We start from the raw sequence: 23,648 nt of genomic DNA, 5'->3' as shown, positions 1-23,648 counted from the left end.
GAGTGCTTGTACCACATATCTCACAACTTGAACAAAAATTGGGGGGAGGAAACCTCCCCCATCAAGCTATTGATGACACATCAAAATAGCTTGAACGACCATGTTTCCGTTACTAATGTTAAGCGAACATAATCGTTCACCGACAATTAAAGCAAACATAAGTACCGTCACACAGACAACCGTAATGCCAAATAAGGTTATTTTCGTCAATTTGATTGACTCCTTTTAATAAAGGAGGCAGAATCAAGTTGTTGAGCTTTGAGACTGCCTCGGATTTTATGAAAATAAAATTCGGGGCTTTTGTCTTTTTGGCTCTAGCGCAATGCTTGAACCAAAACGATCCAAGCACCCACCGCTATAGTAGCAGAATTTTCCCTCACCTCTATACCTTACTGGTAGTATTTTTTAAAATTAATCAAATTAAAACAACACGTTACATGAATAACTAATAAATATTCTTGTTGACACTGACATCTAAAAAAGACAAAATCAATCCGCTAAAACAAAGAAATTTACTTATTTTATTTTCTTGCCTCCATTCTTGAAAAAAGATCTGCACCCACCTCTTTGTTTTGCACTCGCCCTACATGTCGTTATGTGGGGCTTTCTTTTTTCTATTACATCGAAAAAAGAAAAATCCCGAATAGGTAATTAATACCTATTCGGGATTGGTATAACAACCACTAAAAAGTTAAGATTTTTTTATCTTTGCATGCATCTCTTGGACTGAAATAACATCAATAGTAGGATCAGCACTCAATGACAGTGTTGTCGCAAATCCCCCATTTAATGTAGTGTCATAGTGAACTTTATATTGTAATGCACTACGGCGGATCAGTTTTGAATCCTCAATAGCTTGGCGACCGGCAGTCGTATTGACAATATAGTCATACTCACCATTTTTAATTCTATCTTGAATATGAGGTCGCCCTTCATGCACTTTATTCACTAGGCGAGGATTGATACCGGCTTCCCCCAAGACAATGGCAGTACCATGTGTTGCATCTAACTCAAAACCATTTTTCAATAGCTTAGTTGCTAAATCAACGACACGTTTTTTATCACCTTCACGAACCGAAAGTAGCGCTCTTCCTTTTTTCTTCATGGTGGAATTGCTACCTAACATCGCTTTAGCAAAAGCTTGTGCAAAAGTAGCACCAACCCCCATCACTTCACCGGTAGATCGCATTTCAGGCCCTAAAATAGGGTCGACACCTGAGAATTTATTAAAGGGAAGTACCACCTCTTTAACCGAGTAGTAAGGAGGGATCACTTCTTTGGTAACGCCTTGCTGTTCAAGACTTTGTCCTATCATCACTCGAGCAGCAACTTTTGCTAATGGCACACCGGTTGCTTTAGAGACAAAAGGCACTGTACGTGCGGCGCGAGGATTCACTTCGATAAGATAAACATCATTACCTTTCACCGCAAACTGTACGTTCATCAACCCTTTAACGCCTAATTCAAAAGCAAGTTCACGTACTTGCTTGCGCATTATATCTTGAATATCTTGGCTTAAAGTATAAGCAGGTAGAGAGCAAGCAGAGTCTCCAGAGTGAACACCCGCTTGTTCGATATGCTCCATAATACCGCCTATCACCACTTGCTGACCGTCACAAATCGCATCAACATCTACTTCAATGGCATCATCTAGGAATCGGTCTAACAGTACGGGTGCATCATTAGAAACACTGACCGCCGTTTGGAAATAACGACGTAAATCAATTTCATCGTAAACAATTTCCATTGCTCGCCCACCAAGGACATAAGATGGACGTACCACCAGCGGGTAACCAATAGATTTTGCCTTCTCTACCGCTTCTTCTAATGTCGTCACTGTGGCATTTTCTGGTTGTTTTAACCCTAACTTATCCACGGCTTTTTGGAAACGTTCTCTGTCTTCTGCTTTATCGATTGCATCAGGACTGGTACCGATAACAGGCACCCCTTCAGCTTCTAAAGCTCTTGCTAATTTTAATGGTGTTTGACCACCATATTGCACAATCACGCCTTGTGGTTTTTCGATCCGTACAATTTCTAATACATCTTCAAGGGTGACTGGCTCAAAATAAAGTCTATCGGAGGTATCATAATCCGTTGAAACCGTTTCTGGATTACAATTGACCATAATGGTTTCATACCCATCTTCCCGTAATGCTAGAGCGGCATGAACACAACAATAATCAAACTCTATCCCCTGACCGATACGATTTGGCCCACCACCTAAGACCATCACTTTAGGTTTGTCTTGATTTGGATCCGACTCACACTCTTCTTCATAAGTGGAGTACATATAAGCGGTATCCGTAGCAAATTCTGCCGCACAAGTATCAACCCGTTTATAAACTGGGTGTAATTGATATTGTTCTCTTAATTGGCGAATGGTTTGCTCTTTCACATTCAAGATATTAGCTAGGCGCGCATCAGCAAAACCTTTACGTTTTAATTGACGCAAGAAATCAGCATTTAGACCAGCTAAACCAAGTTGTGCCACTTGCTCTTCTAGGCGAACAATCTCTTCTATTTGCACTAAGAACCAACGATCGATATTGGTGAGATTAAACACCCCATCAACCGACATTCCAGCGCGGAAAGCATCCGCGATATACCAAATGCGATCCGATCCAGCTTCTTTTAATTCACGACGAATTTTGGTGAGCGCTTCGGGATCGTCGAGGTTTACTTTAGGATCAAACCCAGTTGCACCAACCTCTAGTCCGCGTAATGCTTTTTGCATTGACTCTTGTTGAGTGCGCCCAATAGCCATCACCTCACCAACAGATTTCATTTGCGTGGTTAAACGGTCATTGGTACCAGCAAATTTTTCAAAGTTAAAGCGAGGGATTTTAGTCACTACATAATCAATAGAAGGTTCAAAAGAAGCAGGAGTTCTTCCTCCAGTGATATCATTCATCAACTCATCGAGGGTATAACCTACTGCAAGTTTTGCCGCGACTTTTGCAATTGGGAAACCTGTTGCTTTTGACGCTAATGCTGATGAGCGAGAAACACGGGGGTTCATTTCAATAACAATTAAACGCCCTGTTTTAGGATCAACGGCAAATTGCACATTGGAGCCACCGGTTTCAACCCCAATCTCGCGTAATACGGCCATCGAGGCATTACGCATAATTTGATATTCTTTGTCTGTTAGCGTTTGCGCTGGAGCAACCGTGATAGAGTCACCAGTATGAATACCCATCGCATCAAAGTTTTCAATGGAGCAAACGATAATACAGTTATCATTTTTATCGCGCACCACTTCCATTTCATACTCTTTCCAGCCAATTAATGATTCATCAATTAATAGTTCATTGGTCGGTGATAAATCTAAACCTCGAGTACAAATTTCTTCAAATTCTTCACGATTATAGGCGATCCCCCCCCCTGTTCCCCCCATAGTAAATGAAGGGCGAATAATACAAGGGAAACCCACTTGCTCAGCCACTGCAAATGCTTCGTCCATAGTATGAGCGATGCCTGAACGAGCCGTATCCAGACCAATTTTTTTCATCGCTTTATCAAAGCGTTGTCTATCTTCCGCTTTATCAATAGCATCAGCCGTTGCACCTATCATTGTTACGCCAAATTCAGCTAACACCCCTTGACGCTCTAATTCTAAGGCACAGTTTAATGCCGTTTGTCCGCCCATTGTCGGTAATATGGCATCAGGGCGCTCTTTCTCAATAATTTTTCTGACCACTTGCCAATGAATAGGCTCAATATAAGTGGCATCTGCCATTTCAGGATCTGTCATAATGGTAGCAGGATTTGAATTTACCAAAACAACACGATATCCCTCTTCGCGCAGTGCCTTACACGCTTGTGCGCCTGAATAGTCAAATTCACACGCTTGACCAATCACAATCGGGCCTGCACCTAAAATCAGGATTGTTTTAATATCTGTTCTTTTAGCCATTTTTTTCACTCCTGATTTATTTGTTTGTCACTGATTGCAGGTTTTGACGATATTGCTCAATAAGTTCAATAAAGTGATCAAAAAGCGGCGCCGCATCATGCGGCCCTGGACTCGCTTCTGGGTGACCTTGGAAACTAAATGCAGCTTTATCTGTGCGATGAATACCTTGTAGAGAACCATCAAATAGTGATTTATGTGTCACTCTTAAACAATCAGGTAACGATGCTTCATCAACAGCAAAGCCGTGGTTTTGGGCGGTGATCATCACACTGTTATTATCTAAATCTTTAACGGGATGGTTGCCACCATGATGACCAAATTTCATTTTTACGGTTTTTGCACCACTCGCCAAGGCTAATAATTGGTGCCCTAAGCAGATACCAAATACTGGAATATCGGTAGTTAAGAAAGTTTGGATGGCGTCAATTGCATAATCACAGGGCTCTGGATCCCCCGGACCATTAGAGAGAAAAATGCCATCAGGTGAGAGCGCTAACACTTCTTGGGCTGAGGTTTGTGCTGGAACCACTGTTACTCGACAGCCTCTATCCACCAGCATACGTAAAATATTACGTTTCACACCAAAATCATAGGCCACCACATGTAAAGGGAGATCTTGTGGTGATTGAGTGGCGGGCAACTCCCCTTTTAATGTCCAACTGCCTTGTGTCCATTGATAAGGTTGTTTCACTGTCACCGTTTTCGCCAAATCCATTCCTTTTAATCCTGGAAACGCTTTCGCTTTTTCAAGCGCTTGTTTAGCATCAAGATGAGTGCCTGCGATAATACAACCGTTTTGTGCGCCTTTTTCTCTCAATAATCGCGTCAATTTACGTGTATCAATATCAGCTATCGCCACAATCTGATGACGTTTAAGGTAATCGGCTAAGCTCTCTTCGGCACGATAATTACTCATCACTAGGGGTAAATCGCGAATAATTAACCCTTGAGCATGGATAGTTGCTGATTCTTCATCTGAGGAATTAACGCCGGTATTGCCAATATGAGGATAGGTGAGAGTAACAATTTGTTGGGAGTAAGAAGGGTCGGTTAATATTTCTTGGTAACCGGTCATGGAAGTATTAAAAACGACTTCACCGATAGCAGCGCCTTCTGCGCCTATCGACCTGCCGTGGAATTCGGTCCCATCTTCTAGAACCAGTATAGCTGATTTAATCAAAACGCCCTCCAGAGAATAATAAATCACATTTCATGCATATTAATTCAGATTTAAGACTCTAAATCAATGCCAAAAACATAAATTTGGGCAAATTTTTGGCAAATTGGGCGCATTCTAAAGATCCCATGAGCAGATGTCTAGAAAAAACACTCTTTTAATTAAAAAAATATCAATCATTAGCAATTTAATCAGCTAAGTGACAATTTCCATCACCCATCTTACAAATTTAACCGTTTTCTTACCAAGATATTTTAAAAAGATGATAAAAAAAAGAAAAAAAGAGACTTAAGCGAAATTTTAACTATAAAAACGGAAGAAAACAAAGGAAGTTATTAAAAAATAAAAACAACAAACAAAAAATAGACAAACAACAATAAAAACCCACAAATAATATAAATAATCATGGGTTTTCAATGAATTAAATATAAAAAAAATCATAATTCTTCTAAAGAAAGCACATCTTTCATATTATAAAGACCAGATTTTTTTTCACTTAGCCAAATAGCTGACTTAACCGCGCCATTTGCAAAGGTCATTCGACTCGATGCCTTATGGCTAATCTCTACTCGCTCACCAATATCTGCAAAAATAGCAGTGTGTTCACCCACAATATCCCCTGCACGAATAGTCGCAAAGCCAATACTGCTAGGATCACGTTCTCCTGTATGTCCAACTCGTTGATAAACCGCACAATCTTTCAGATCACGACCTAAAGTCTCTGCAATCGACTCGCCCATCGCTAAGGCCGTACCAGATGGTGCATCAACCTTATGACGATGGTGAGCTTCTACAATTTCAATATCACTATAAGATCCCATCACTTTAGCTGCCTTTTCTAATAATTTAAGCACTAAATTAACGCCAACACTAAAGTTAGCAGCAAAGACAATAGGAATAGTTTGTGCTGCACAATTAATGGCTTTTTTACCTTCTTCATCAAAACCGGTAGTTCCAATAATCATGCCTTTATGATGCTCAACACAAAATGCCAGATGAGACAACGTACCCTCTGGACGAGTAAAATCGATTAAAATATCAAATTGCCCGACTTGAGCTAATAAATTATCAGTAACAGTGATACCTATATGACCAACTCCCGCTAACTCTCCTGCATCAGCCCCTATCAATGAAGAATTAGTACGTTCAAAAGCAGCACCTAATACTACACCTTGTTGCTGATTAATCGCTTGGATCAGCTGGCGCCCCATACGCCCTCCAGCCCCCACTACCGCAAGACGAAGTTCTGTTGCAGACATAATCTATGTTCTCCTTAGTAACACTTATGATCTTTATTAATACTTTACAGATTAACGATGTCATTCGTTTGATGCCAGCATTTAACGACGATAATAAGAAAAACGAACAAAAGGATAGAGATCATCAGCAAAAGCGATGAACCGCATGATTATTCATTAAATTTTACGATTTATAAAAAAGAGATAAAAAAAGCAGAGCCTTGGCTCTGCTTGGTAAATTAAATGTTTATAACTATTGTTATTATTCGACTACTTTATAGTCAAGACGTAACTCTTTTGGCACTTCAAAAACAATGTTTTCTTCTCTGCCAGATAGCTCAATCACTTCTTCTGCACCAAAGGCCTTTAATCGTGCTAAGACTTGTTGAACTAAAATATCTGGTGCTGATGCTCCTGCTGTCACCCCAACAATATTGGCATGGCTTACCCATATTTCATCAATATCTTCAGCACTATCGATTAAATAAGAGGGTTTGCCTGCACGTTGTGCAAGCTCTGCTAATCGATTTGAGTTAGATGAGTTTTTAGAGCCAACAACAAACACGACATCGGCACGCTCTGCAAGCTCTCGAGCAGCTTCTTGACGATTGGTTGTCGCATAGCAGATATCATCTTTACGAGGCCCGATGATTTTAGGGAATCGTTTATTTAAGGCATCAATCACTTCGGAAGTATCATCGACGGATAATGTAGTTTGTGTCATAAAGCAAAGATTATCTTCATCTTTCACTTTTAGTTTCCATACATCATCTGGCGATTCAACCAAATACATTCCCCCTTCTGGGTTATTGTATTGCCCCATCGTCCCTTCAACTTCTGGGTGTCCGGCATGACCAATTAAAATGGCCTCTTTACCTTTACGGCTCGCCCTTGCGACTTCCATATGTACTTTGGTCACTAAAGGGCAAGTGGCATCAAAAAGCATCGTTAAATTACGAGAGCGTGCCTCTTGGCGAATAGCTTGAGAAACACCGTGTGCTGAGAAGATCAAAATCGCGTTATCCGGTACTTCGGAGATTTCTTCAATAAAAATAGCACCACGTTCGCGTAAATCATTGACTACATAGCGATTATGAACCACTTCGTGGCGTACATAAATTGGCGCGCCATAAATTTCTAATGCACGTTCAACAATGCTGATAGCTCGGTCAACACCCGCACAAAAGCCTCGTGGGTTAGCCAGCAATATTTGCATTTGTTGTTTCCTCCTGTGGATCAATACTGACGACTTCAATATCAAATGTGACATCTTGTAACGCTAATGGATGATTAAAATCGACAGTAACAGAATCTTCCGTCACTTCCTGCACAATGCCTGGCATTTCATTACCATTCATTGCCGTAAACAGCATAATGGTACCTGTTTCAGGAATACCGGATTGCGCAAAATCAGAAGGCATAAAGTATTGAATAAGATCAGGATTATATTTACCAAAAATATGCTCCCCCGCAAGCGTGAAGGTTTTCTTTTCCCCTTCTTTAAGTCCTACCAACTCTGCTTCTAAAGCAGGCGATAAGCTTTCATCACCAAGACGAAATAACGCCGGTTTTCCATGTGCTTGTGTAGATTCAGCAACAGAGCCGTCTGCCAATTTTAAGGTGAAATTCAGCAATACTGCACTATTATTGAGGATCTGCATACTCATACTAATACCTTCTATTAAGCGTAACCCCCGCCATTAGGCAGGGGTTATTTTAGTTAACTGATCTGTCAGATTACTTCTGCTTGTTGGTTTCTTGTGGGCTGGCAATCTTATCAGGGAAAAAGCTCTCAATGATAATTAAACCTGCACCAAGACAAATAGACACATCAGCAATATTAAAAGTAGGCCAATGCCAATCACCGACATAAAAGTCCAGAAAATCGATGACAAATCCATGGATCAGACGATCAGAAAGATTACCCAATGCTCCGCCTATAATAAGCGCATAAGCAATATTACTTAGCTTAGCACTCGCTTTATTTTTATACATCATCACCACTAAGACAATGCAGATTGCCAGTGCGATTAATGCAAAAAACCAACGTTGCCATCCGCCTTTATCGGCTAAAAAGCTAAAAGCTGCGCCATAGTTATGAGCATAAGTGAAGTTGAAAAAAGGCATGACAGCCACAGATTCATACAGACGGAATGTCTGCATGAAATACTGTTTTGTACCTAAGTCCAACACCACTACAGCAATAGCCAACCAGAGCCAGCGTAAACCTGTAGAGCAAAGTGTTTTCTTCATCAATTAAGCAAACTTACGTTCTTCACCGTTACCGGCTACGTTAGTAACACAGCGACCACATAAATCAGCGTGTTCCGCCACTTGACCAATGTCAGTTGCATAGTGCCAGCAACGTGGACATTTTTCACCTTGCGCTTTACTCAAGATAATTTTCAGCCCCGCCATATCAGATGCTAACGCGTTTTCTGGCGCATCATGAATATCAGCAACGGTCGCTTGAGAGGTAAGTAAAACAAAACGCAATTCGTTTCCTAATGCATTCAGTTTTTCCGCTAAGGCTTTATCCGCATACAGTGTTACTGCCGCTTCTAAAGAACCACGTAGTTGCTTATCGGTACGAGCTTGCTCTAACACCTTATTGACTTCACTACGAACGGCTAATAATTCCGCCCAGTACTCATCATTTAAGGTTTCAGATGCCTCTAAACCAAATAAATCTGTGTACCATTCTTGAGTGAAAACAAATTTCGCACGCTCACCCGGTAACTGTGCCCAAATCTCATCCGCAGTGAACGACATAATTGGTGCCATCCAACGTACTAATGCTTCGATAATATGGTATAGCGCAGTTTGACAACTACGGCGAGCAACACTGTCGCTTTTCGCAGTGTATTGTCTGTCTTTAATGATATCTAGATAGAAAGATCCCATTTCTACTGAGCAGAACTGCATTAGACGCTGAATAACATTATGGAAATCGTAGTTTTCATAGTGTTTGAGGATATCTTCCTGTGCCGCTTTCGCACGACCGACCGCCCAACGATCAAGTATTACCATCTCTTCAGGTTTAACTTGATGTTTAGCTGGATCAAAGCCATTTAAGTTCGCTAAGAAGAAACGCGCTGTATTACGAATACGACGATAAGTATCAGCAGAACGTTTTAAGATCTCATCGGAAACCGCAATTTCACCCGTATAATCGGTGGAGGCAACCCATAAACGTAAAATATCCGCACCCAGTTTGTTCATTACATCTTGAGGGCTAACAGTATTACCAATGGATTTCGACATTTTACGGCCTTGTCCATCTACGGTAAAACCGTGTGTTAATACTTCACGATAAGGCGCTTTGCCTTTAATTGCTGTTGAAATCATAAGAGAAGACATAAACCAACCACGATGTTGGTCTGAACCTTCTAAATAGAGATCAGCTGAATTGCCATGGAATTCAGGACGAGCATCAACTACGGTTGAGTGCGTTGATCCTGAATCAAACCAAACATCAAGTGTGTCAGGTGTTTTCATGTAGTCATCAGCTTCATCACCCAGCAGTTCGCGGATATCTAAGTCCCACCAAGCTTGAATACCACTCACTTCTACACGCTTAGCGACTTCTTCCATTAACTCTAGAGTACGAGGATGAGGCTCTTGTGTTTCTTTATGCACAAACAGCGACATTGGTGTTCCCCAAGTACGCTGACGAGAAATACACCAGTCAGGACGGTTTTCCACCATTGACTCAATACGTGCTTGGCCCCAATCAGGGATCCATTTAACACCTTTGATCTCTTTTAAGGATTGTTGACGTAATCCATTTTTATCCATACCGATAAACCATTGTGGAGTGGCACGGAAGATAACCGGTGTTTTATGTCGCCAACAGCAAGGATAACTATGTTGCATTGCTTCATGATGTAATAGAGCACCCTTTTCTTTTAGTAACTCAACAATCACATCATTAGCTTTAAAAACAAACACACCATCTAAGGTCGGATAAGTATTAGGAAGATAACAACCATTAGGTCCAACCGGATTAGCCACTTCTAAACCATATTTTTGACCAATAACAAAGTCATCAGGACCATGACCCGGTGCGGTATGAACAGCTCCCGTACCGGCATCTAATGTAACGTGATCGCCTAAAATGGCAGGCACATCAAAGCCCATAAATGGGTGATTGAAGCGCAATAATTCTAAATCACTACCTTTACATTCACCTAAAACAGCCCAGTCTGTGACACCGATACGTTTCATAACGTGTTCAACTAAGTCTGCCGCTAAAATGACGCACTCATCATCAAATGAAACTAATGCGTAATTAAATTCGCCATTTAATGCAATTGCACGGTTAGCAGGTAATGTCCATGGTGTGGTAGTCCAAATAACTAAAGAAATAGGTTTATCAGTGACGACACCAAATTTAGCCGCTACAGCGTTTGAATCAACCGCACAGAAACGCACATCGATAGAAGGAGAGGTTTTATCGTAATATTCCACTTCCGCTTCAGCTAGCGATGAACCACAAGCCGTACACCAGTGAACAGGTTTTGCCCCTTTTAATAGGTGACCATTAGCGATAATACGCGCTAATGCACGAATAGTATTGGCTTCCGTTTTGTAGTCCATAGTGAGATAAGGTTTGTCCCAATCTCCTAGCACACCTAAACGAATAAAATCTTTTTTCTGCGCCTCTATTTGCTCATAAGCATATTTACGGCACTCCTCGCGGAATTGAGCTGCAGAGACTTTTTCTCCTGGTTTACCTACAATTTGTTCAACTTTTAATTCAATAGGTAATCCGTGACAATCCCATCCTGGAATGTACGGAGAATCAAAGCCTGACAGCCCTTTGGATTTAATAATAATATCTTTGAGAATTTTGTTTACTGAGTGACCAATATGAATATTGCCGTTGGCATAAGGAGGGCCATCATGCAAAATAAATGTTTTCTTACCACTTTTAGCTTGACGAATAGCTTGATACAAACCTTCTTTGTACCAACGTGATAACATTTCTGGTTCGCGCTTTGCTAAATCCCCGCGCATAGGGAACCCTGTTTCTGGTAAGTTCAGGGTATTTTTATAGTCACTCATTCGATTCTCAGTTCCAAGTTTCCGCTAGTTTATGACTCCGACCGCTGCAATAAAAAATCCCTAGCAGCAGCCACATCATTTGCGATTTGCTGTTTCAACGCATCCAATGATGCAAATCGCTGTTCATTACGTAATTTCTTTCGTAACACAACATCAATACGACGTCCATATAAATCCATATTAACGTCGATTAAATGAACTTCTAATTGTACACCCTTACCTTTTACGGTAGGACGACTGCCAATATTAGCCACCCCCGCGAAAGGCGATTGATGGTCGGCTAAATAAACATCAACCGCATAAACACCAGCAACAGGTGCCACTAAGCGTTTCATGGGAATATTGGCGGTTGGAAAACCAATAGTTCTGCCTAATTGATTACCATGTACCACGCGTCCACAAACGCTATAAGGGTGTCCAAGCAATGATTCAGCTAATGCTAAATCGTCATTGAATAAGGCTTCTCGTACCGCCGTACTGCTAATACGTAATCCTTTGTCACAATAACTTTCGGTATTTGCCACCTCAAATCCGTATCGAGCACCGGCTTGTTGTAAAAAATGAAAATCACCTGCTCTATTTTTACCAAAACGAAAATCATCGCCAATGGCTAAAAACTTCACACCTAATTTATCAACTAAGAGTGATGAAACAAACTCTTCCGGTGTTTGTGCCGCAAATTGCTTATCAAATTTGACACATAACAGGTAATCAATACCACACTCTGCCAAATATTTTATCTTATCGCGTAGGCGCGTTAGACGAGCAGGTGCTTTCTCTGGCAAAAAAAACTCCAGAGGTTGAGGTTCAAATGTCATCACAACAGTAGGTAGGCCACGACGTGATGCTTCTTGCTTCAAGTGTTTTAATAATGCCTGATGACCGCGATGGACACCATCAAAATTGCCAATTGTTAGAACACAACCATGATGTTGTGCTCGAATATTCTGTATACCGCGAATTAGCTCCATAACTGGCTCAATACCGTGGAAATAATTGGATTATACCTTGTCAAAGGCTCGAGAGTAACCCAATATATCAATGTTTATTGGTGAGTAATATCTTGCTTTGTCAATTCACTATGATTGTTAAATTAACATGCTCACTGCTAACAAAAAATAAACGATTACTCACTTGTTGGTTATAAAATCGCACAAAATCAACCGTAGATCCGCTTAGAATCTATTATTTATTACTCATATACACGATTTTGATGATTTTTTCACTCAAAAGACTGTATTCTACCCGTCTTAACTGATAAAATCTTGCGCCATCACAACGAAACCAGTGTCGCGTACAACGACGCTAATTTTGTATAAATCCATTGACAAACTTAGGTTGAAAAGGCATATTCCTTCACCTTTGTATTGTCCTCGCTAGAATATATTTGGGAGTTGGAACTTGGCTAATATCAAATCAGCTAAGAAACGTGCGGTTCAGTCTGAAAAGCGTCGTCAGCACAACGCAAGCCGTCGTTCAATGATGCGTACTTACATCAAAAAAGTATACGCAGCAGTTGCTTCTGGTGATAAAGAAGCAGCACAAAAAGCATTTAATGACATGCAACCAATTGTTGACCGTCAGGCAACTAAAGGCTTAATTCATAAGAATAAAGCAGCACGTCATAAAGCTAATCTGCAAGCACAAATCAAAGCAATGTAATTATTGTTTTTGTGTTTAAAAAACCGGCTTAGGCCGGTTTTTTTACATTCTGTCTATGCAAACTCTACGTATTTCATTCGTTATTGGCTTTCTTTTCACCACTAAACAAAGCTGAAAAATCGGTATTACATACACGTTGTACTGCCGGATGCTGGATCATTCGTTCAGCAAAAATAACGTAATACTCTTCTTTTACCGAGTCTAATGTGCCTATTTCCTCAATATTACTTTGGACAAATGTCTCATTGGTATAAATAGAAGGTGCAACAAAGATAGCATTATGATTTAAACCAAATGCTTTCATTAATGCAGCATCATCAAATTCACCTAAAATTTCTACTTGAAGATTTTTATTGCGTATCCAAGTTAACAAATGACGACCTAACATAGAGCGTCGACCAGGGATAAGCAATTTTCTATCTTCTAAACATTCTGGGAATGGCTTTTCTGGTATTGGCTGACTACAGAAAAAACTGACACTACACTCACCCAATTTAACAGAGAACAGCCCCTCTTGTTGTGAGGAATCTACGGGACAATCAGATAAAATCATATCTAACTTATGCTGACTTAATTGCTCTAACAACAATTCGTGAGTCGATTCAAAACAGCGTAAATGTATTTGTTCATGATCAATAACCGCCGTTTCTAATACACGACTAACAAGTTGTTTGGATAACGCATCGGCAACCCCAACATCAAATAACAGATTAGATTCTCGACTATAGTTGACAATATCTAGCATCTCTTGGCTCAGCATAAACATTTTATCGGCATAGCGAAAAATAAGCTGACCTAATTCAGAGGGAACTAATCCGCGCCCTTGACGCTTGAATAATTTCCCCCCTAATCTTTCTTCTAATGCTTTAATTTGCCCTGTAATTGTCTGAGGTGTCAGATACAGCGCTTCCGCAGCCCCTACAACAGAGCCTTCTTTACACACATGCCAAAAATAATAAAGATGATTAAAATTGAGATGTGACACACGCATAGTGATTTTCCTTTCAACTTCTGTGATCTCATCACACAGACTTCGTTAACAACGCATTAGCGATTGGTGTTCCTTTCTCCAATCCTCATAAAAACACCTACGGCACAATACAAAGTATTGCGCCGTAGGTTTATGTTTATAGCTCGGTTTTTATTGTGTTTAGAAAACGAGTTCCCTACTCAATTTCGCTATTTTTGCTTCTGCTTCAACTTCGGTAAAACAGAGTTAAGCAATAAATATCCCACAACAGCAGCCATGGTTGAGCCAACTAAAATACCCAGTTTAGAGTATGTATTATAGGCTTCTATAGCACCTTCAAACGCAAGACCTGCGATAAAGATAGACATAGTAAAACCGATACCACATAAAACAGAAACGGCAAATATTTGCTTAAGATTAATCGCATCTGGCAATTTTGCAATCCCTAGTTTTACCGAAACCCAACTAAAGAGAAAAATCCCAATCGGCTTACCTAAGAAAAGCCCTAATGCAATACCAACGGGTAAGGTCGATAACATGCCATCAAGGGTAACGCCATTTAAAGAAACCCCCGCATTACTAAATGCAAATAGCGGTAATATTAAATAGGCAACCCACGGGTGTAAAACATGCTCTAACTCTTCCGACGGTGAAGCCCCCTCTTTATCTCTTAATGGGATCAAGAATCCAACAATCACTCCCGCTATTGTGGCATGTATACCTGATTTCAAAATACACACCCACAAAATAAAGCCTAGGACTAAGTAAACTGCTGTATTACTCACTTTACGCCAATTAAGAATAAACAACATGATGGTGATTAGCGCTGCCAATAATAACGGGACTAATGCCACACTCTTAGAATAAAAGAGAGCAATAATCACAATGACACCAAGATCATCAATAATGGCTAGCGCTAATAAAAAGACTTTCAATTCCACAGGAACGCGACGCCCTAGTAACGCCATTACACCTAGAGCAAAAGCAATATCTGTTGCTGCCGGAATAGCCCATCCTTGCTGACCAATCGCATCGCCATGATTAAAAAATAGATAAATCAAAGCAGGTGCTAACATTCCTCCTACTGCTGCAATTGCAGGAAAAATAGCGCGATCACGTTGCGCTAATGAACCTTCTTTTAGCTCCCGTTTGACTTCTAATCCTACCACTAAGAAAAAGATGGCCATGAGTGCATCGTTAACCCATAAGATCAACGGTTTATCTAGCTCTAATGCCCCAAATTTAATCATTATTGGGATAGATAAAAACTCATTATACAAAGCACTAAGAGGTGTATTCGCCATTATTAATGCGATAATAGCAGCAACAATCAGAAGAATACCGCCTGATGCCTCTAATCTTAAAAATTGTCTAATAATTGCTGTCATATTGTTAACCTAAAAATGTCTATTTGTGTTAATAATATGCTAATTATGAATTCGTAAAAAACAGATTATTTAGCAAAAATAATTCGTCTTTTTCGATCTCAATCGCTTATATCAAGAGTAAAGAAGGGATTATGTAAAAAATAATCAATAAGTAATATCACGAAAGATAAAAAACAAAAATAAAAAAATAAAATACAACCTATTGATACAATTATTTTTTATGATAAACATAAGCAATAATTCACATTTAAAATAAGAATTGATAGAAAACAGGTAAATATTCTATTTTTTTATCCATATTATTGTGACTATAGTGTGCTTTTTATTAAGAATAGTTGATAATTTACTCACAAGAATAATAAGAGGTGAAGATAATATTGTTCAACCTTTTTTGTTACCAGAGGATACCTAATGAAATAAGAGGGGAATGACTATTGAAGATAACAGAGGATAAGTTTCTAGGTATTTTTATGAAATTAATAAGAAAAAGCCTGATAGGCAATACATTATCAGGCTTTTTGGGAATGAAGATAACGCAAAAATTATTTGGTTAAATCATCAAAGAATTTCTTTACTCCATCTAAGAAACTCTTAGAGCGCGGTGTATTTTTTTCACCACCTTTACCACCAAATGATTCACCTAGCTGTTCCATAAGCTGCTTTTGTTTTTCATTCAGTTTCACTGGTGTTTCAACAACAACACGGCACATTAAATCACCGACACCATGACTACGTACAGATTTAACACCTTTGCCTTTCATGCGGAACATTTTGCCAGTTTGTGTTTCTGCTGGAATTTTTAGTTTCACACGACCATCGAGAGTTGGCACCTCAATTTCTCCCCCTAATGCTGCAACCGCAAAGTTAATAGGCACTTCGCAATAGAGGTTATTACCATCTCGTTCAAATATATGGTGCTGACGAACATGAACCTGTACATACAGATCGCCTGCCGGTGCGCCTTGCTCACCCGCTTCACCTTCACCACTTAAACGAATACGATCACCGGTATCCACTCCCGCCGGGATTTTAACTGATAAAGTTTTATAACGCTCAACACGGCCATCACCATGACATTTAGAGCAAGGCTCTTTAATTACTTTACCGCGACCATGACAGGTAGGGCATGGTTGTTGAACGGTGAAGAAACCTTGACGTAAATGAACCTGACCTGCCCCATGACATGTTGAGCAAGTTTCCGCTGATGTGCCTTCTTTTGCCCCACTGCCGTGGCATTTATCACAGGTTTCTAAGGTTGGAATGCGGATCTCTTTGGTAATACCACGAACAGCTTCTTCTAGCGTTAAGTCCATGTTGTATTGCAAATCTGAGCCGCGTGTAGCACGTTGTTGACGACGACCACCACCAAAAATATCGCCAAATACATCACCAAAGATATCGCTAAAGTCAGCGCCACCAAAGCCGCCACCGCCTTGACCACCAAAACCACCTTGTTCAAAGGCAGCATGACCATATTGATCATAGGCCGCACGTTTTTGTGGATCGCTAAGAACTTCGTAAGCTTCTTTAATTTCTTTAAATTTAGATTCCGAATCTTTATCACCTTGATTACGATCTGGGTGATATTTCATCGCTAAACGCTTATAAGCACGTTTGATCTCTTTTTCATCGGCTGTTTTACTTAACCCGAGTACTTCGTAAAAATCTCTTTTCGCCATTCTGGATTACCCTTGACATAAGCACACGGGCGTAGAGTTGCCTCGACGCCCGTGTTTCGGTATCAGTAACTGTTCATCATTGAGTTACCGCGGCCCGTTAAGGGCATTATTTTTTATCTTTGCCGTCTACTTCTTCAAACTCTGCATCGACAACATCGTCATCTTTCTTCGCACCTGCATCAGTTGCATCGGCAGTATTACCTGCACCCGCTTGAGCTTGTTGTTGTGCAATTTCTAACAGAGGTTTTGAAGCTTCAACTAACGCTTGCAGTTTTGCTTCAATAGCAGCTTTATCTTCACCTTTAGAAGCAATTTCTAATTCGCTTAACGCTTTTTCGATAGCTTCTTTATCGTTAGCCGCTAATTTGTCACCCGCTTCTTCAATTTGTTTACGTGTACCGTGAACTAATTGATCTGCTTGGTTACGTGTTTGCACTAACTCTTCAAATTTACGGTCTGCTTCTGCATTAGCTTCTGCATCACGTACCATTTTTTGGATTTCTTCTTCATTTAAACCTGAAGAAGCTTTAATGGTGATGTTTTGTTCACGACCACTGTTTTTATCTTTTGCAGATACATGCAAGATACCATCAGCATCGATATCAAAAGTCACTTCAATTTGTGGCATACCACGTGGTGCAGGTTGAATACCATCTAAGTTAAATTGACCCAGTGATTTGTTATCACTCGCACGTTTACGCTCACCTTGTAATACGTGAATAGTTACAGCTGATTGATTATCTTCAGCGGTAGAGAATACTTGGCTATGTTTAGTTGGGATAGTGGTATTCTTCGCAATCAGCGAAGTCATCACGCCCCCCATAGTTTCAATACCTAAAGACAGTGGAGTCACGTCAAGTAACAGAACGTCTTTAACATCACCTGCTAATACACCACCTTGAACAGCAGCACCCATAGCAACAGCTTCATCTGGGTTAACGTCTTTACGTGGTTCTTTACCGAAGAACTCAGCCACAGTTTTTTGTACCATAGGCATACGAGTTTGACCACCAACCAGAATAACGTCGTTTACTTCACTGACTTTCAAGCCCGCATCTTCTAATGCAACTTTTACTGGCTCCATTGAACGTTTTACTAAGTCTTCAACTAAAGATTCCAGTTTTGCACGAGTCACTTTGATATTTAAGTGTTTAGGCCCTGTCGCATCAGCAGTAACATAAGGTAAGTTCACATCTGTTTGTTGAGCTGAAGATAATTCAATTTTTGCTTTTTCTGCAGCTTCTTTCAGACGTTGCATTGCCAATGGATCATTACGCAGGTCAATGCCTTGTTCTTTCTTAAACTCATCAACTAAATAGTTAATTAAACGGCTATCGAAGTCTTCACCACCTAAGTGAGTATCACCATTGGTTGACAGAACTTCATAGGTTTTTTCGCCATCAACTTCATCAATTTCGATGATAGAGATATCGAATGTACCACCACCTAAGTCATAAACAGCGATAGTGCGGTTACCCACTTCACGATCTAAACCATAAGCCAATGCCGCAGCTGTTGGTTCGTTAATAATACGTTTAACATCTAAGCCCGCGATACGACCCGCATCTTTAGTTGCTTGACGTTGCGCATCATTAAAGTAAGCAGGAACTGTAATAACAGCTTCTGTAACTGGTTCACCTAAGTAATCTTCCGCTGTTTTTTTCATTTTTTTCAATACTTCAGCAGAAACTTGTGGTGGAGCCATTTTTTCGTTACGTGCTTCAACCCATGCATCACCATTATCAGCTTTAATAATTTTGTAAGGCATGATAGAAACATCACGTTGTACTTCCGCGTCTTCGAAACGACGACCGATTAAACGTTTGATGGCAAATAATGTATTTTGTGGGTTAGTCACAGCCTGACGTTTTGCCGGTTGACCAACTAGAATTTCACCATCTTGTGCATATGCAACAATCGAAGGAGTGGTACGATCGCCTTCACCGTTTTCAATAACCCGGGCATTCTTACCGTCCATTACAGCAACACAAGAGTTAGTTGTACCCAGGTCAATACCAATAATTTTACCCATTTAAACGCCTCCAAAGAGAATTCTTTATCAATTTGATTACCAATCTATATGAGGATGAATATTCATTTTTCAAGTCAAAAAATTAATGGACTCAATATCATCACAAAGCGGATAAACATCAACGCAACTCAATAGTGGTAATTGCAGTTGAAAAATAGATGGGGTCATAAATACATTCATCAAGGGGAAAAATAAAAAAAAATAGTAAAAAGATAAAAAAAAGATCTAGTAAAATAACAATATAAAAAATAAACATTATATATCAATAGGTTATGATAAATATTGTCTTTAACCCATTATGATGATGTAAAACAACAACGATAATCCATTAATATAAAAAATAACTAATTGAAATATAACAGTTTCAATCAATTATTACACAAAGTGGGTTATCTCAATGATCAATAAATCATCAACAGAAGCATCACTCATAGGTAAAAATAGCAGGTTGTTCTTATTTAATCTTATTAGGGCAAAACGTACTCACATTCAATATTAATAACAAAAACAACCGATGCAATGTATTAAGCAGATGTAGAACGGCGTGCTGATTTAGGTCTAAAGGCAACCACAATTTCTTCGTTAGTTTCGATATAAGGGCCATCCAATAATTGAATACAATAAGGAACACTGGCAAAAATACCACTGACAATCACCTGTCCCTCACTGTCTTTTAATCCCTCTAATGTCTCTGCGATCGCTTTAGGCTGTCCCGGTAAATTTAAAATTAAGGCTTGATTACGAATCACTCCCACTTGACGAGATAAAATCGCCGTAGGAACAAATTTCAAACTGATTTGGCGCATTTGCTCACCGAAGCCTGGCATCTCTCTATCAGCAATCGCCAATGTTGCATCAGGCGTAACATCACGACGAGCAGGCCCTGTGCCTCCCGTTGTTAAAACCAAGTGACATCCTGCTTCATCAACCAGTTCACATAATGTTTGTTCAATCATCAGTTGCTCATCGGGGATCAAACGTGATTCGATATGAAAAGGGGTTGTGATTGCTTTTTTTAGCCAAGCTTCTAAAGCGGGCAGGCCTTTATCTTCATAAACACCACTGGATGCACGATCAGAAACAGAAACCAGTCCTATACGTAATTCATTCATATCAACCTCAAATTAATCAATAACTGCCAATTAGCGTGCTGATATTAACACGAGAACACGAGTGAATTAAAAACAATCTCAGTAAAAGCTATTATGTTATTTTAGCTATAAAAAAACGGGAGTTTTATACTCCCGTTTTTTATCACATTGATGATTTAATCTTAGTCATCAAGATATTTAGCAATATAAGAAGCAGCTAAAAGTTTAGCTTCTGCTAATTGGGCAGCGTTGAGGGCACGGGCGGTTCGTTTTAGCATAGCCTCATCACCTTCTCCATTTTCTACAGCAACAGCAAACCATGCATAGGCTTCTTTCAAATTACGTTTAACCCCTTTGCCATAATAATAGTTTATTGCAAGGTTATTTTGTGCCAAGCCATTACCTTGTAGCGCAGCTTTTTTATACCATTCGTTCGCTTTACGTTGATCTTTTGCTACACCATCACCTTCGTCATACATTACACCAAGGTTATTTTGTGCATCTCGATTACCTTGATTCGCCGCTTTGGTATACCAGAATACCGCTTTGCTACCATCACGCTCGACCCCTTCGCCTTCATCGTAAGAGACAGCTAAGTTGTATTGTGCATCAGCATGGCCTTGCTCTGCGGCTTTAGTGTACCAAGTCACCGCTTTTTCATGATCTTGTTCGATACCGATACCTTCATCATATGAAATCGCTAAATTATACTGCGCATCGCTATCACCTTGTTCACCGGCTTTTGTATACCAATATACTGCTTTTTCATGATCTTGCTCTACACCATCCCCTTCATCAAAAGAGACGGCCAAATTGTATTGTGCTAAAGAGAGTCCCTGAACAGCCGCTTTGTTATACCAATAAACCGCTTTTTCAGCATCACGCTCAATATCATCATTCATATCATACATTAACGCTAAATTTAATTGCGCTTCTGCATGACCTTGTTCAGCCGCTTTTGTGTACCATTCCAATGCTTTTTGTGTATTTTGTTCTACACCTTCGCCACCTTCATATTTAACACCAAGTTGATACTGAGAAGCGGCATTCCCTTCTTCCGCACTTTTTTCAATCGCAGGTAAAGAGAAGGCTGTTTTATCTTCTGACATAGCAACACTACTAAAAAAGAGCGATGCCAGTACTGTTGCCAAAACCATCTTTTTCATAATTCACCAATAATAAATAGGATGTTTTTAATAATTAATTTTTATAATTATTACCGGATAAATTATTTATTCAAATCAATTTAATCTTAAAATTATTTTAAATATTATTTTGCAATAAAAAAAAAGACAACACCCCCCTATTTAAAGTGGGTGTTGTCAGTTTTTATAAGAATTAAACGCCAGATTATAATAAATCTGCAATCATTTTCTCTAGTTTTTCCTGATCAACCGCAAATTTACGAATACCATCAGATAATTTATCAACGGCCATTGGATCAGCATTATGTTGCCAATAAAATTCAGCTTCAGTGATTGGCGCAGGACGTGATTTAACTTCACCATTAAAGGATAGTTTATGCTCTACTTCACCTTGTGCTTCTGATAACTCTTTTAATAACGCAGGAGAAATAGTTAGGCGATCACAACCTGCTAATTCTAAAATTTCACCAATGTTACGGAAGCTTGCTCCCATAACGACGGTGTTATAACCATGCTCTTTATAGTAGTTATAAATTTCAGTTACAGAAATAACACCTGGATCTTCTGCTGGTGCAAACTCTTTTTTATCTGTATTGGCTTTATACCAATCCATAATACGGCCAACGAATGGAGAGATCAGGTATACACCAGCTTCTGCACATGCACGAGCTTGAGCAAAAGAGAACAGTAAAGTTAGGTTACAGTTGATACCTTCTTTTTCTAATTGCTCAGCTGCACGAATACCCTGCCATGTAGAAGCAAGTTTAATCAGGATACGATCGTTACTAATACCCGCTTCGTTATACAGTTTAATTAAACGACGCGCTTTGACGATACAGGCTTGGGTATCATAAGAAAGACGTGCGTCAACTTCTGTTGAAATACGACCTGGGATCAGTTTTAAGATTTCTAAACCAATATTGACAGCAAGTTTATCACACGCATCAACGATTTGTTGCTCGCGAGAATCGCTTTGTGAACGCGCCCATTCAATCGCTTCATCGATTAATTTACGATATTCAGGAATTTGGGCTGCATTTAAAATTAAAGAAGGGTTGGTAGTTGCGTCTTGAGGTTGATACAGTTTCATTGCTGCAATGTCACCTGTATCAGCTACAACTGTAGTCAGTTTACGCAAAGAAGTTAATTTGTTGGTCATTTTGTTTATCTCATCTACTAGGTAAATCTGTTTGCAGTCACCTGCGGATATCTATTGATAATAACATGGACTGCTCACACTACAAGATGCTTAGATTCATCGAAAGCAATTATTTGAATGCCAAACGATTTCGCAAAACAAAAGTAGCAAAAAACAGAATAACAACTTAGGCTGAATCGTTTAATATGTCTATTTTATGGCACATTGGTGAAAGTATTGTTTTTTCCTATTATTATGATTTAACTTATCTACCAAACAATTTGCTATAGTAGAACTAAATCAAAATAACTATTGAGGGAATTATGCTAATTACTATTTCACCAGCTAAAACACTGGATTTCGAATCGCCTTTAGCAACAACGCAGTTCACCCAGCCTGAATTGCTAAAATATTCCCAACAACTTATTGCAGAATGTCGAAAACTGTCGTCCAGTGATATCGCAAGCTTAATGAAAATTAGTGATAAATTGGCAGGACTAAATGCGGCTCGCTTTGGTGAATGGCAACCTGACTTTACACCCGATAATGCGCGACAAGCCATTTTAGCGTTCAAAGGTGATGTTTATACCGGAATGCAAGCCGCTGAACTTTTCACAGATGACGACTTTCAATTTGCACAACAGCATTTACGTATCCTTTCCGGTTTATATGGCGTATTGCGCCCACTCGATTTAATGCAACCTTATCGCTTAGAGATGGGCATAAAACTGAACAATAAAAAAGGCAGTGATCTATACCAGTTTTGGGGTAACATAATTACTGAAACGTTAAATAACGCCCTTGAAGCTCAAGGGGATAATATCTTGGTTAATTTAGCCTCTGATGAATATTTTAAATCAGTCAATCCAAAAAAACTCAATGCTGAAATTATTAAACCTGTTTTTCTTGATGAGAAAAATGGCAAATATAAAGTGATTAGTTTTTATGCTAAAAAAGCAAGAGGCTTAATGAGCCGTTTTATTATTCAAGAAAGATTAAGTGATAAGGCACAACTTAAAGAATTTAATCTAGAGGGTTATCAATTTAATGCCGCCGAGTCTGAAGGAAATACCCTTGTCTTTAAACGTGCAGAACATCTAGCAAAATAAGCCTCATTTTTTGCTATCAAATGATAGTAATTC

At 39.5% G+C, this 23,648-nt stretch carries 18 protein-coding genes; 2 read left to right on the top strand and 16 right to left on the bottom strand.

Annotated features, from left to right (window positions below; all coding sequences use genetic code 11):
• Nucleotides 1-66: 66 nt before the first annotated feature.
• The 9 genes from AACV00_RS08170 to ribF form a co-directional block, all read right to left on the bottom strand.
• A complete protein-coding gene (locus tag AACV00_RS08170) occupies nucleotides 67-210 on the bottom strand; it encodes a Hok/Gef family protein (protein WP_012367444.1) in 144 nt (47 codons plus the stop codon).
• A 481-nt stretch (nucleotides 211-691) separates the two neighbouring features.
• Nucleotides 692-3,919 carry a carbamoyl-phosphate synthase large subunit gene (gene carB / locus AACV00_RS08165; RefSeq protein WP_036919736.1) on the bottom strand — a complete coding sequence of 1,076 codons (3,228 nt, stop codon included), beginning with the start codon at nucleotides 3,917-3,919 and terminating at the stop codon, nucleotides 692-694.
• Nucleotides 3,920-3,935: 16 nt separating this feature from the next.
• Nucleotides 3,936-5,099 (bottom strand): glutamine-hydrolyzing carbamoyl-phosphate synthase small subunit, encoded by a 1,164-nt coding sequence (gene carA, locus AACV00_RS08160; RefSeq protein WP_017628247.1) that lies wholly within the window; start codon nucleotides 5,097-5,099, stop codon nucleotides 3,936-3,938.
• A gap of 434 nt (nucleotides 5,100-5,533) precedes the next feature.
• Nucleotides 5,534-6,355: a 4-hydroxy-tetrahydrodipicolinate reductase gene (gene dapB / locus AACV00_RS08155; RefSeq protein ID WP_104459377.1), complete on the bottom strand. Its 822-nt coding sequence runs from the start codon at nucleotides 6,353-6,355 to the stop codon at nucleotides 5,534-5,536.
• A gap of 241 nt (nucleotides 6,356-6,596) precedes the next feature.
• Entirely contained in the window at nucleotides 6,597-7,550 is a 954-nt protein-coding gene (gene ispH, locus AACV00_RS08150; protein ID WP_012367440.1) for a 4-hydroxy-3-methylbut-2-enyl diphosphate reductase, read from the bottom strand.
• Nucleotides 7,531-8,001 (bottom strand): FKBP-type peptidyl-prolyl cis-trans isomerase, encoded by a 471-nt coding sequence (gene fkpB, locus AACV00_RS08145; protein WP_004245205.1) that lies wholly within the window; start codon nucleotides 7,999-8,001, stop codon nucleotides 7,531-7,533. The genes ispH and fkpB overlap by 20 nt, the downstream gene beginning before the upstream one ends.
• A gap of 70 nt (nucleotides 8,002-8,071) precedes the next feature.
• Nucleotides 8,072-8,587, bottom strand: a complete 516-nt coding sequence (lspA, locus tag AACV00_RS08140) for a signal peptidase II (protein ID WP_161679940.1) — start codon at nucleotides 8,585-8,587, stop codon at nucleotides 8,072-8,074.
• A gap of 3 nt (nucleotides 8,588-8,590) precedes the next feature.
• Nucleotides 8,591-11,401: an isoleucine--tRNA ligase gene (gene ileS / locus AACV00_RS08135; protein WP_161679942.1), complete on the bottom strand. Its 2,811-nt coding sequence runs from the start codon at nucleotides 11,399-11,401 to the stop codon at nucleotides 8,591-8,593.
• A gap of 29 nt (nucleotides 11,402-11,430) precedes the next feature.
• Nucleotides 11,431-12,372 (bottom strand): bifunctional riboflavin kinase/FAD synthetase, encoded by a 942-nt coding sequence (ribF, locus tag AACV00_RS08130; RefSeq protein WP_161679944.1) that lies wholly within the window; start codon nucleotides 12,370-12,372, stop codon nucleotides 11,431-11,433.
• 430 nt (nucleotides 12,373-12,802) lie between these two features.
• Here ribF and rpsT point away from each other — a divergent pair, with 430 nt between their 5' ends.
• Nucleotides 12,803-13,063, top strand: coding sequence for a 30S ribosomal protein S20 (gene rpsT, locus AACV00_RS08125; RefSeq protein WP_004248964.1), 261 nt, complete (start codon nucleotides 12,803-12,805; stop codon nucleotides 13,061-13,063).
• Between the two features lie 73 nt (nucleotides 13,064-13,136).
• Here rpsT and nhaR read toward each other — a convergent pair whose 3' ends face one another.
• The 7 genes from nhaR to tal all read right to left on the bottom strand — a co-directional run bounded on the left by nhaR (nucleotide 13,137) and on the right by tal (nucleotide 22,527).
• Nucleotides 13,137-14,054, bottom strand: a complete 918-nt coding sequence (gene nhaR, locus AACV00_RS08120; RefSeq protein WP_004245210.1) for a transcriptional activator NhaR — start codon at nucleotides 14,052-14,054, stop codon at nucleotides 13,137-13,139.
• Between the two features lie 188 nt (nucleotides 14,055-14,242).
• Complete coding sequence (gene nhaA / locus AACV00_RS08115) at nucleotides 14,243-15,421, bottom strand: Na+/H+ antiporter NhaA (protein ID WP_004245211.1); 1,179 nt, start codon at nucleotides 15,419-15,421, stop codon at nucleotides 14,243-14,245.
• A 542-nt stretch (nucleotides 15,422-15,963) separates the two neighbouring features.
• Nucleotides 15,964-17,100 (bottom strand): molecular chaperone DnaJ, encoded by a 1,137-nt coding sequence (gene dnaJ / locus AACV00_RS08110; RefSeq protein WP_161679946.1) that lies wholly within the window; start codon nucleotides 17,098-17,100, stop codon nucleotides 15,964-15,966.
• Between the two features lie 106 nt (nucleotides 17,101-17,206).
• Nucleotides 17,207-19,132 (bottom strand): molecular chaperone DnaK, encoded by a 1,926-nt coding sequence (dnaK, locus tag AACV00_RS08105; protein ID WP_017827374.1) that lies wholly within the window; start codon nucleotides 19,130-19,132, stop codon nucleotides 17,207-17,209.
• Between the two features lie 524 nt (nucleotides 19,133-19,656).
• Nucleotides 19,657-20,244: a molybdopterin adenylyltransferase gene (mog, locus tag AACV00_RS08100; protein WP_004245215.1), complete on the bottom strand. Its 588-nt coding sequence runs from the start codon at nucleotides 20,242-20,244 to the stop codon at nucleotides 19,657-19,659.
• A gap of 161 nt (nucleotides 20,245-20,405) precedes the next feature.
• On the bottom strand, nucleotides 20,406-21,389 hold the full coding sequence (locus AACV00_RS08095) for an SEL1-like repeat protein (RefSeq protein WP_004245216.1): 984 nt from the start codon (nucleotides 21,387-21,389) through the stop codon (nucleotides 20,406-20,408).
• A 184-nt stretch (nucleotides 21,390-21,573) separates the two neighbouring features.
• Nucleotides 21,574-22,527: a transaldolase gene (gene tal, locus AACV00_RS08090; RefSeq protein ID WP_004245217.1), complete on the bottom strand. Its 954-nt coding sequence runs from the start codon at nucleotides 22,525-22,527 to the stop codon at nucleotides 21,574-21,576.
• Nucleotides 22,528-22,829: 302 nt separating this feature from the next.
• Between tal and yaaA the strand changes: the two genes are divergently transcribed.
• The gene (yaaA, locus tag AACV00_RS08085; RefSeq protein WP_161679948.1) at nucleotides 22,830-23,615 is read left to right on the top strand and encodes a peroxide stress protein YaaA; all 786 of its coding nucleotides are present in this window, start codon (nucleotides 22,830-22,832) and stop codon (nucleotides 23,613-23,615) included.
• Nucleotides 23,616-23,648: the final 33 nt, after the last annotated feature.

The sequence above is a fragment of the Proteus sp. G3927 genome (assembly GCF_963894685.1).
GTDB classification, from domain to species: domain Bacteria; phylum Pseudomonadota; class Gammaproteobacteria; order Enterobacterales; family Enterobacteriaceae; genus Proteus; species Proteus mirabilis.
This window is presented reverse-complemented; position numbering and strand designations above follow the sequence as displayed.

What these genes read in the sequence shown, in the direction of transcription:
- dnaK (WP_017827374.1), bottom strand. Translation starts at nt 19,132, where the DNA reads ATGGGTAAAATTATTGGTATTGACCTGGGTACAACTAACTCTTGTGTT.
- fkpB (WP_004245205.1), bottom strand. Translation starts at nt 8,001, where the DNA reads ATGAGTATGCAGATCCTCAATAATAGTGCAGTATTGCTGAATTTCACC.
- nhaR (WP_004245210.1), bottom strand. Translation starts at nt 14,054, where the DNA reads ATGCGTGTGTCACATCTCAATTTTAATCATCTTTATTATTTTTGGCAT.
- ispH (WP_012367440.1), bottom strand. Translation starts at nt 7,550, where the DNA reads ATGCAAATATTGCTGGCTAACCCACGAGGCTTTTGTGCGGGTGTTGAC.
- nhaA (WP_004245211.1), bottom strand. Translation starts at nt 15,421, where the DNA reads ATGACAGCAATTATTAGACAATTTTTAAGATTAGAGGCATCAGGCGGT.
- carB (WP_036919736.1), bottom strand. Translation starts at nt 3,919, where the DNA reads ATGGCTAAAAGAACAGATATTAAAACAATCCTGATTTTAGGTGCAGGC.
- AACV00_RS08095 (WP_004245216.1), bottom strand. Translation starts at nt 21,389, where the DNA reads ATGAAAAAGATGGTTTTGGCAACAGTACTGGCATCGCTCTTTTTTAGT.
- tal (WP_004245217.1), bottom strand. Translation starts at nt 22,527, where the DNA reads ATGACCAACAAATTAACTTCTTTGCGTAAACTGACTACAGTTGTAGCT.
- dnaJ (WP_161679946.1), bottom strand. Translation starts at nt 17,100, where the DNA reads ATGGCGAAAAGAGATTTTTACGAAGTACTCGGGTTAAGTAAAACAGCC.
- yaaA (WP_161679948.1), top strand. Translation starts at nt 22,830, where the DNA reads ATGCTAATTACTATTTCACCAGCTAAAACACTGGATTTCGAATCGCCT.
- ileS (WP_161679942.1), bottom strand. Translation starts at nt 11,401, where the DNA reads ATGAGTGACTATAAAAATACCCTGAACTTACCAGAAACAGGGTTCCCT.
- mog (WP_004245215.1), bottom strand. Translation starts at nt 20,244, where the DNA reads ATGAATGAATTACGTATAGGACTGGTTTCTGTTTCTGATCGTGCATCC.
- lspA (WP_161679940.1), bottom strand. Translation starts at nt 8,587, where the DNA reads ATGAAGAAAACACTTTGCTCTACAGGTTTACGCTGGCTCTGGTTGGCT.
- ribF (WP_161679944.1), bottom strand. Translation starts at nt 12,372, where the DNA reads ATGGAGCTAATTCGCGGTATACAGAATATTCGAGCACAACATCATGGT.
- dapB (WP_104459377.1), bottom strand. Translation starts at nt 6,355, where the DNA reads ATGTCTGCAACAGAACTTCGTCTTGCGGTAGTGGGGGCTGGAGGGCGT.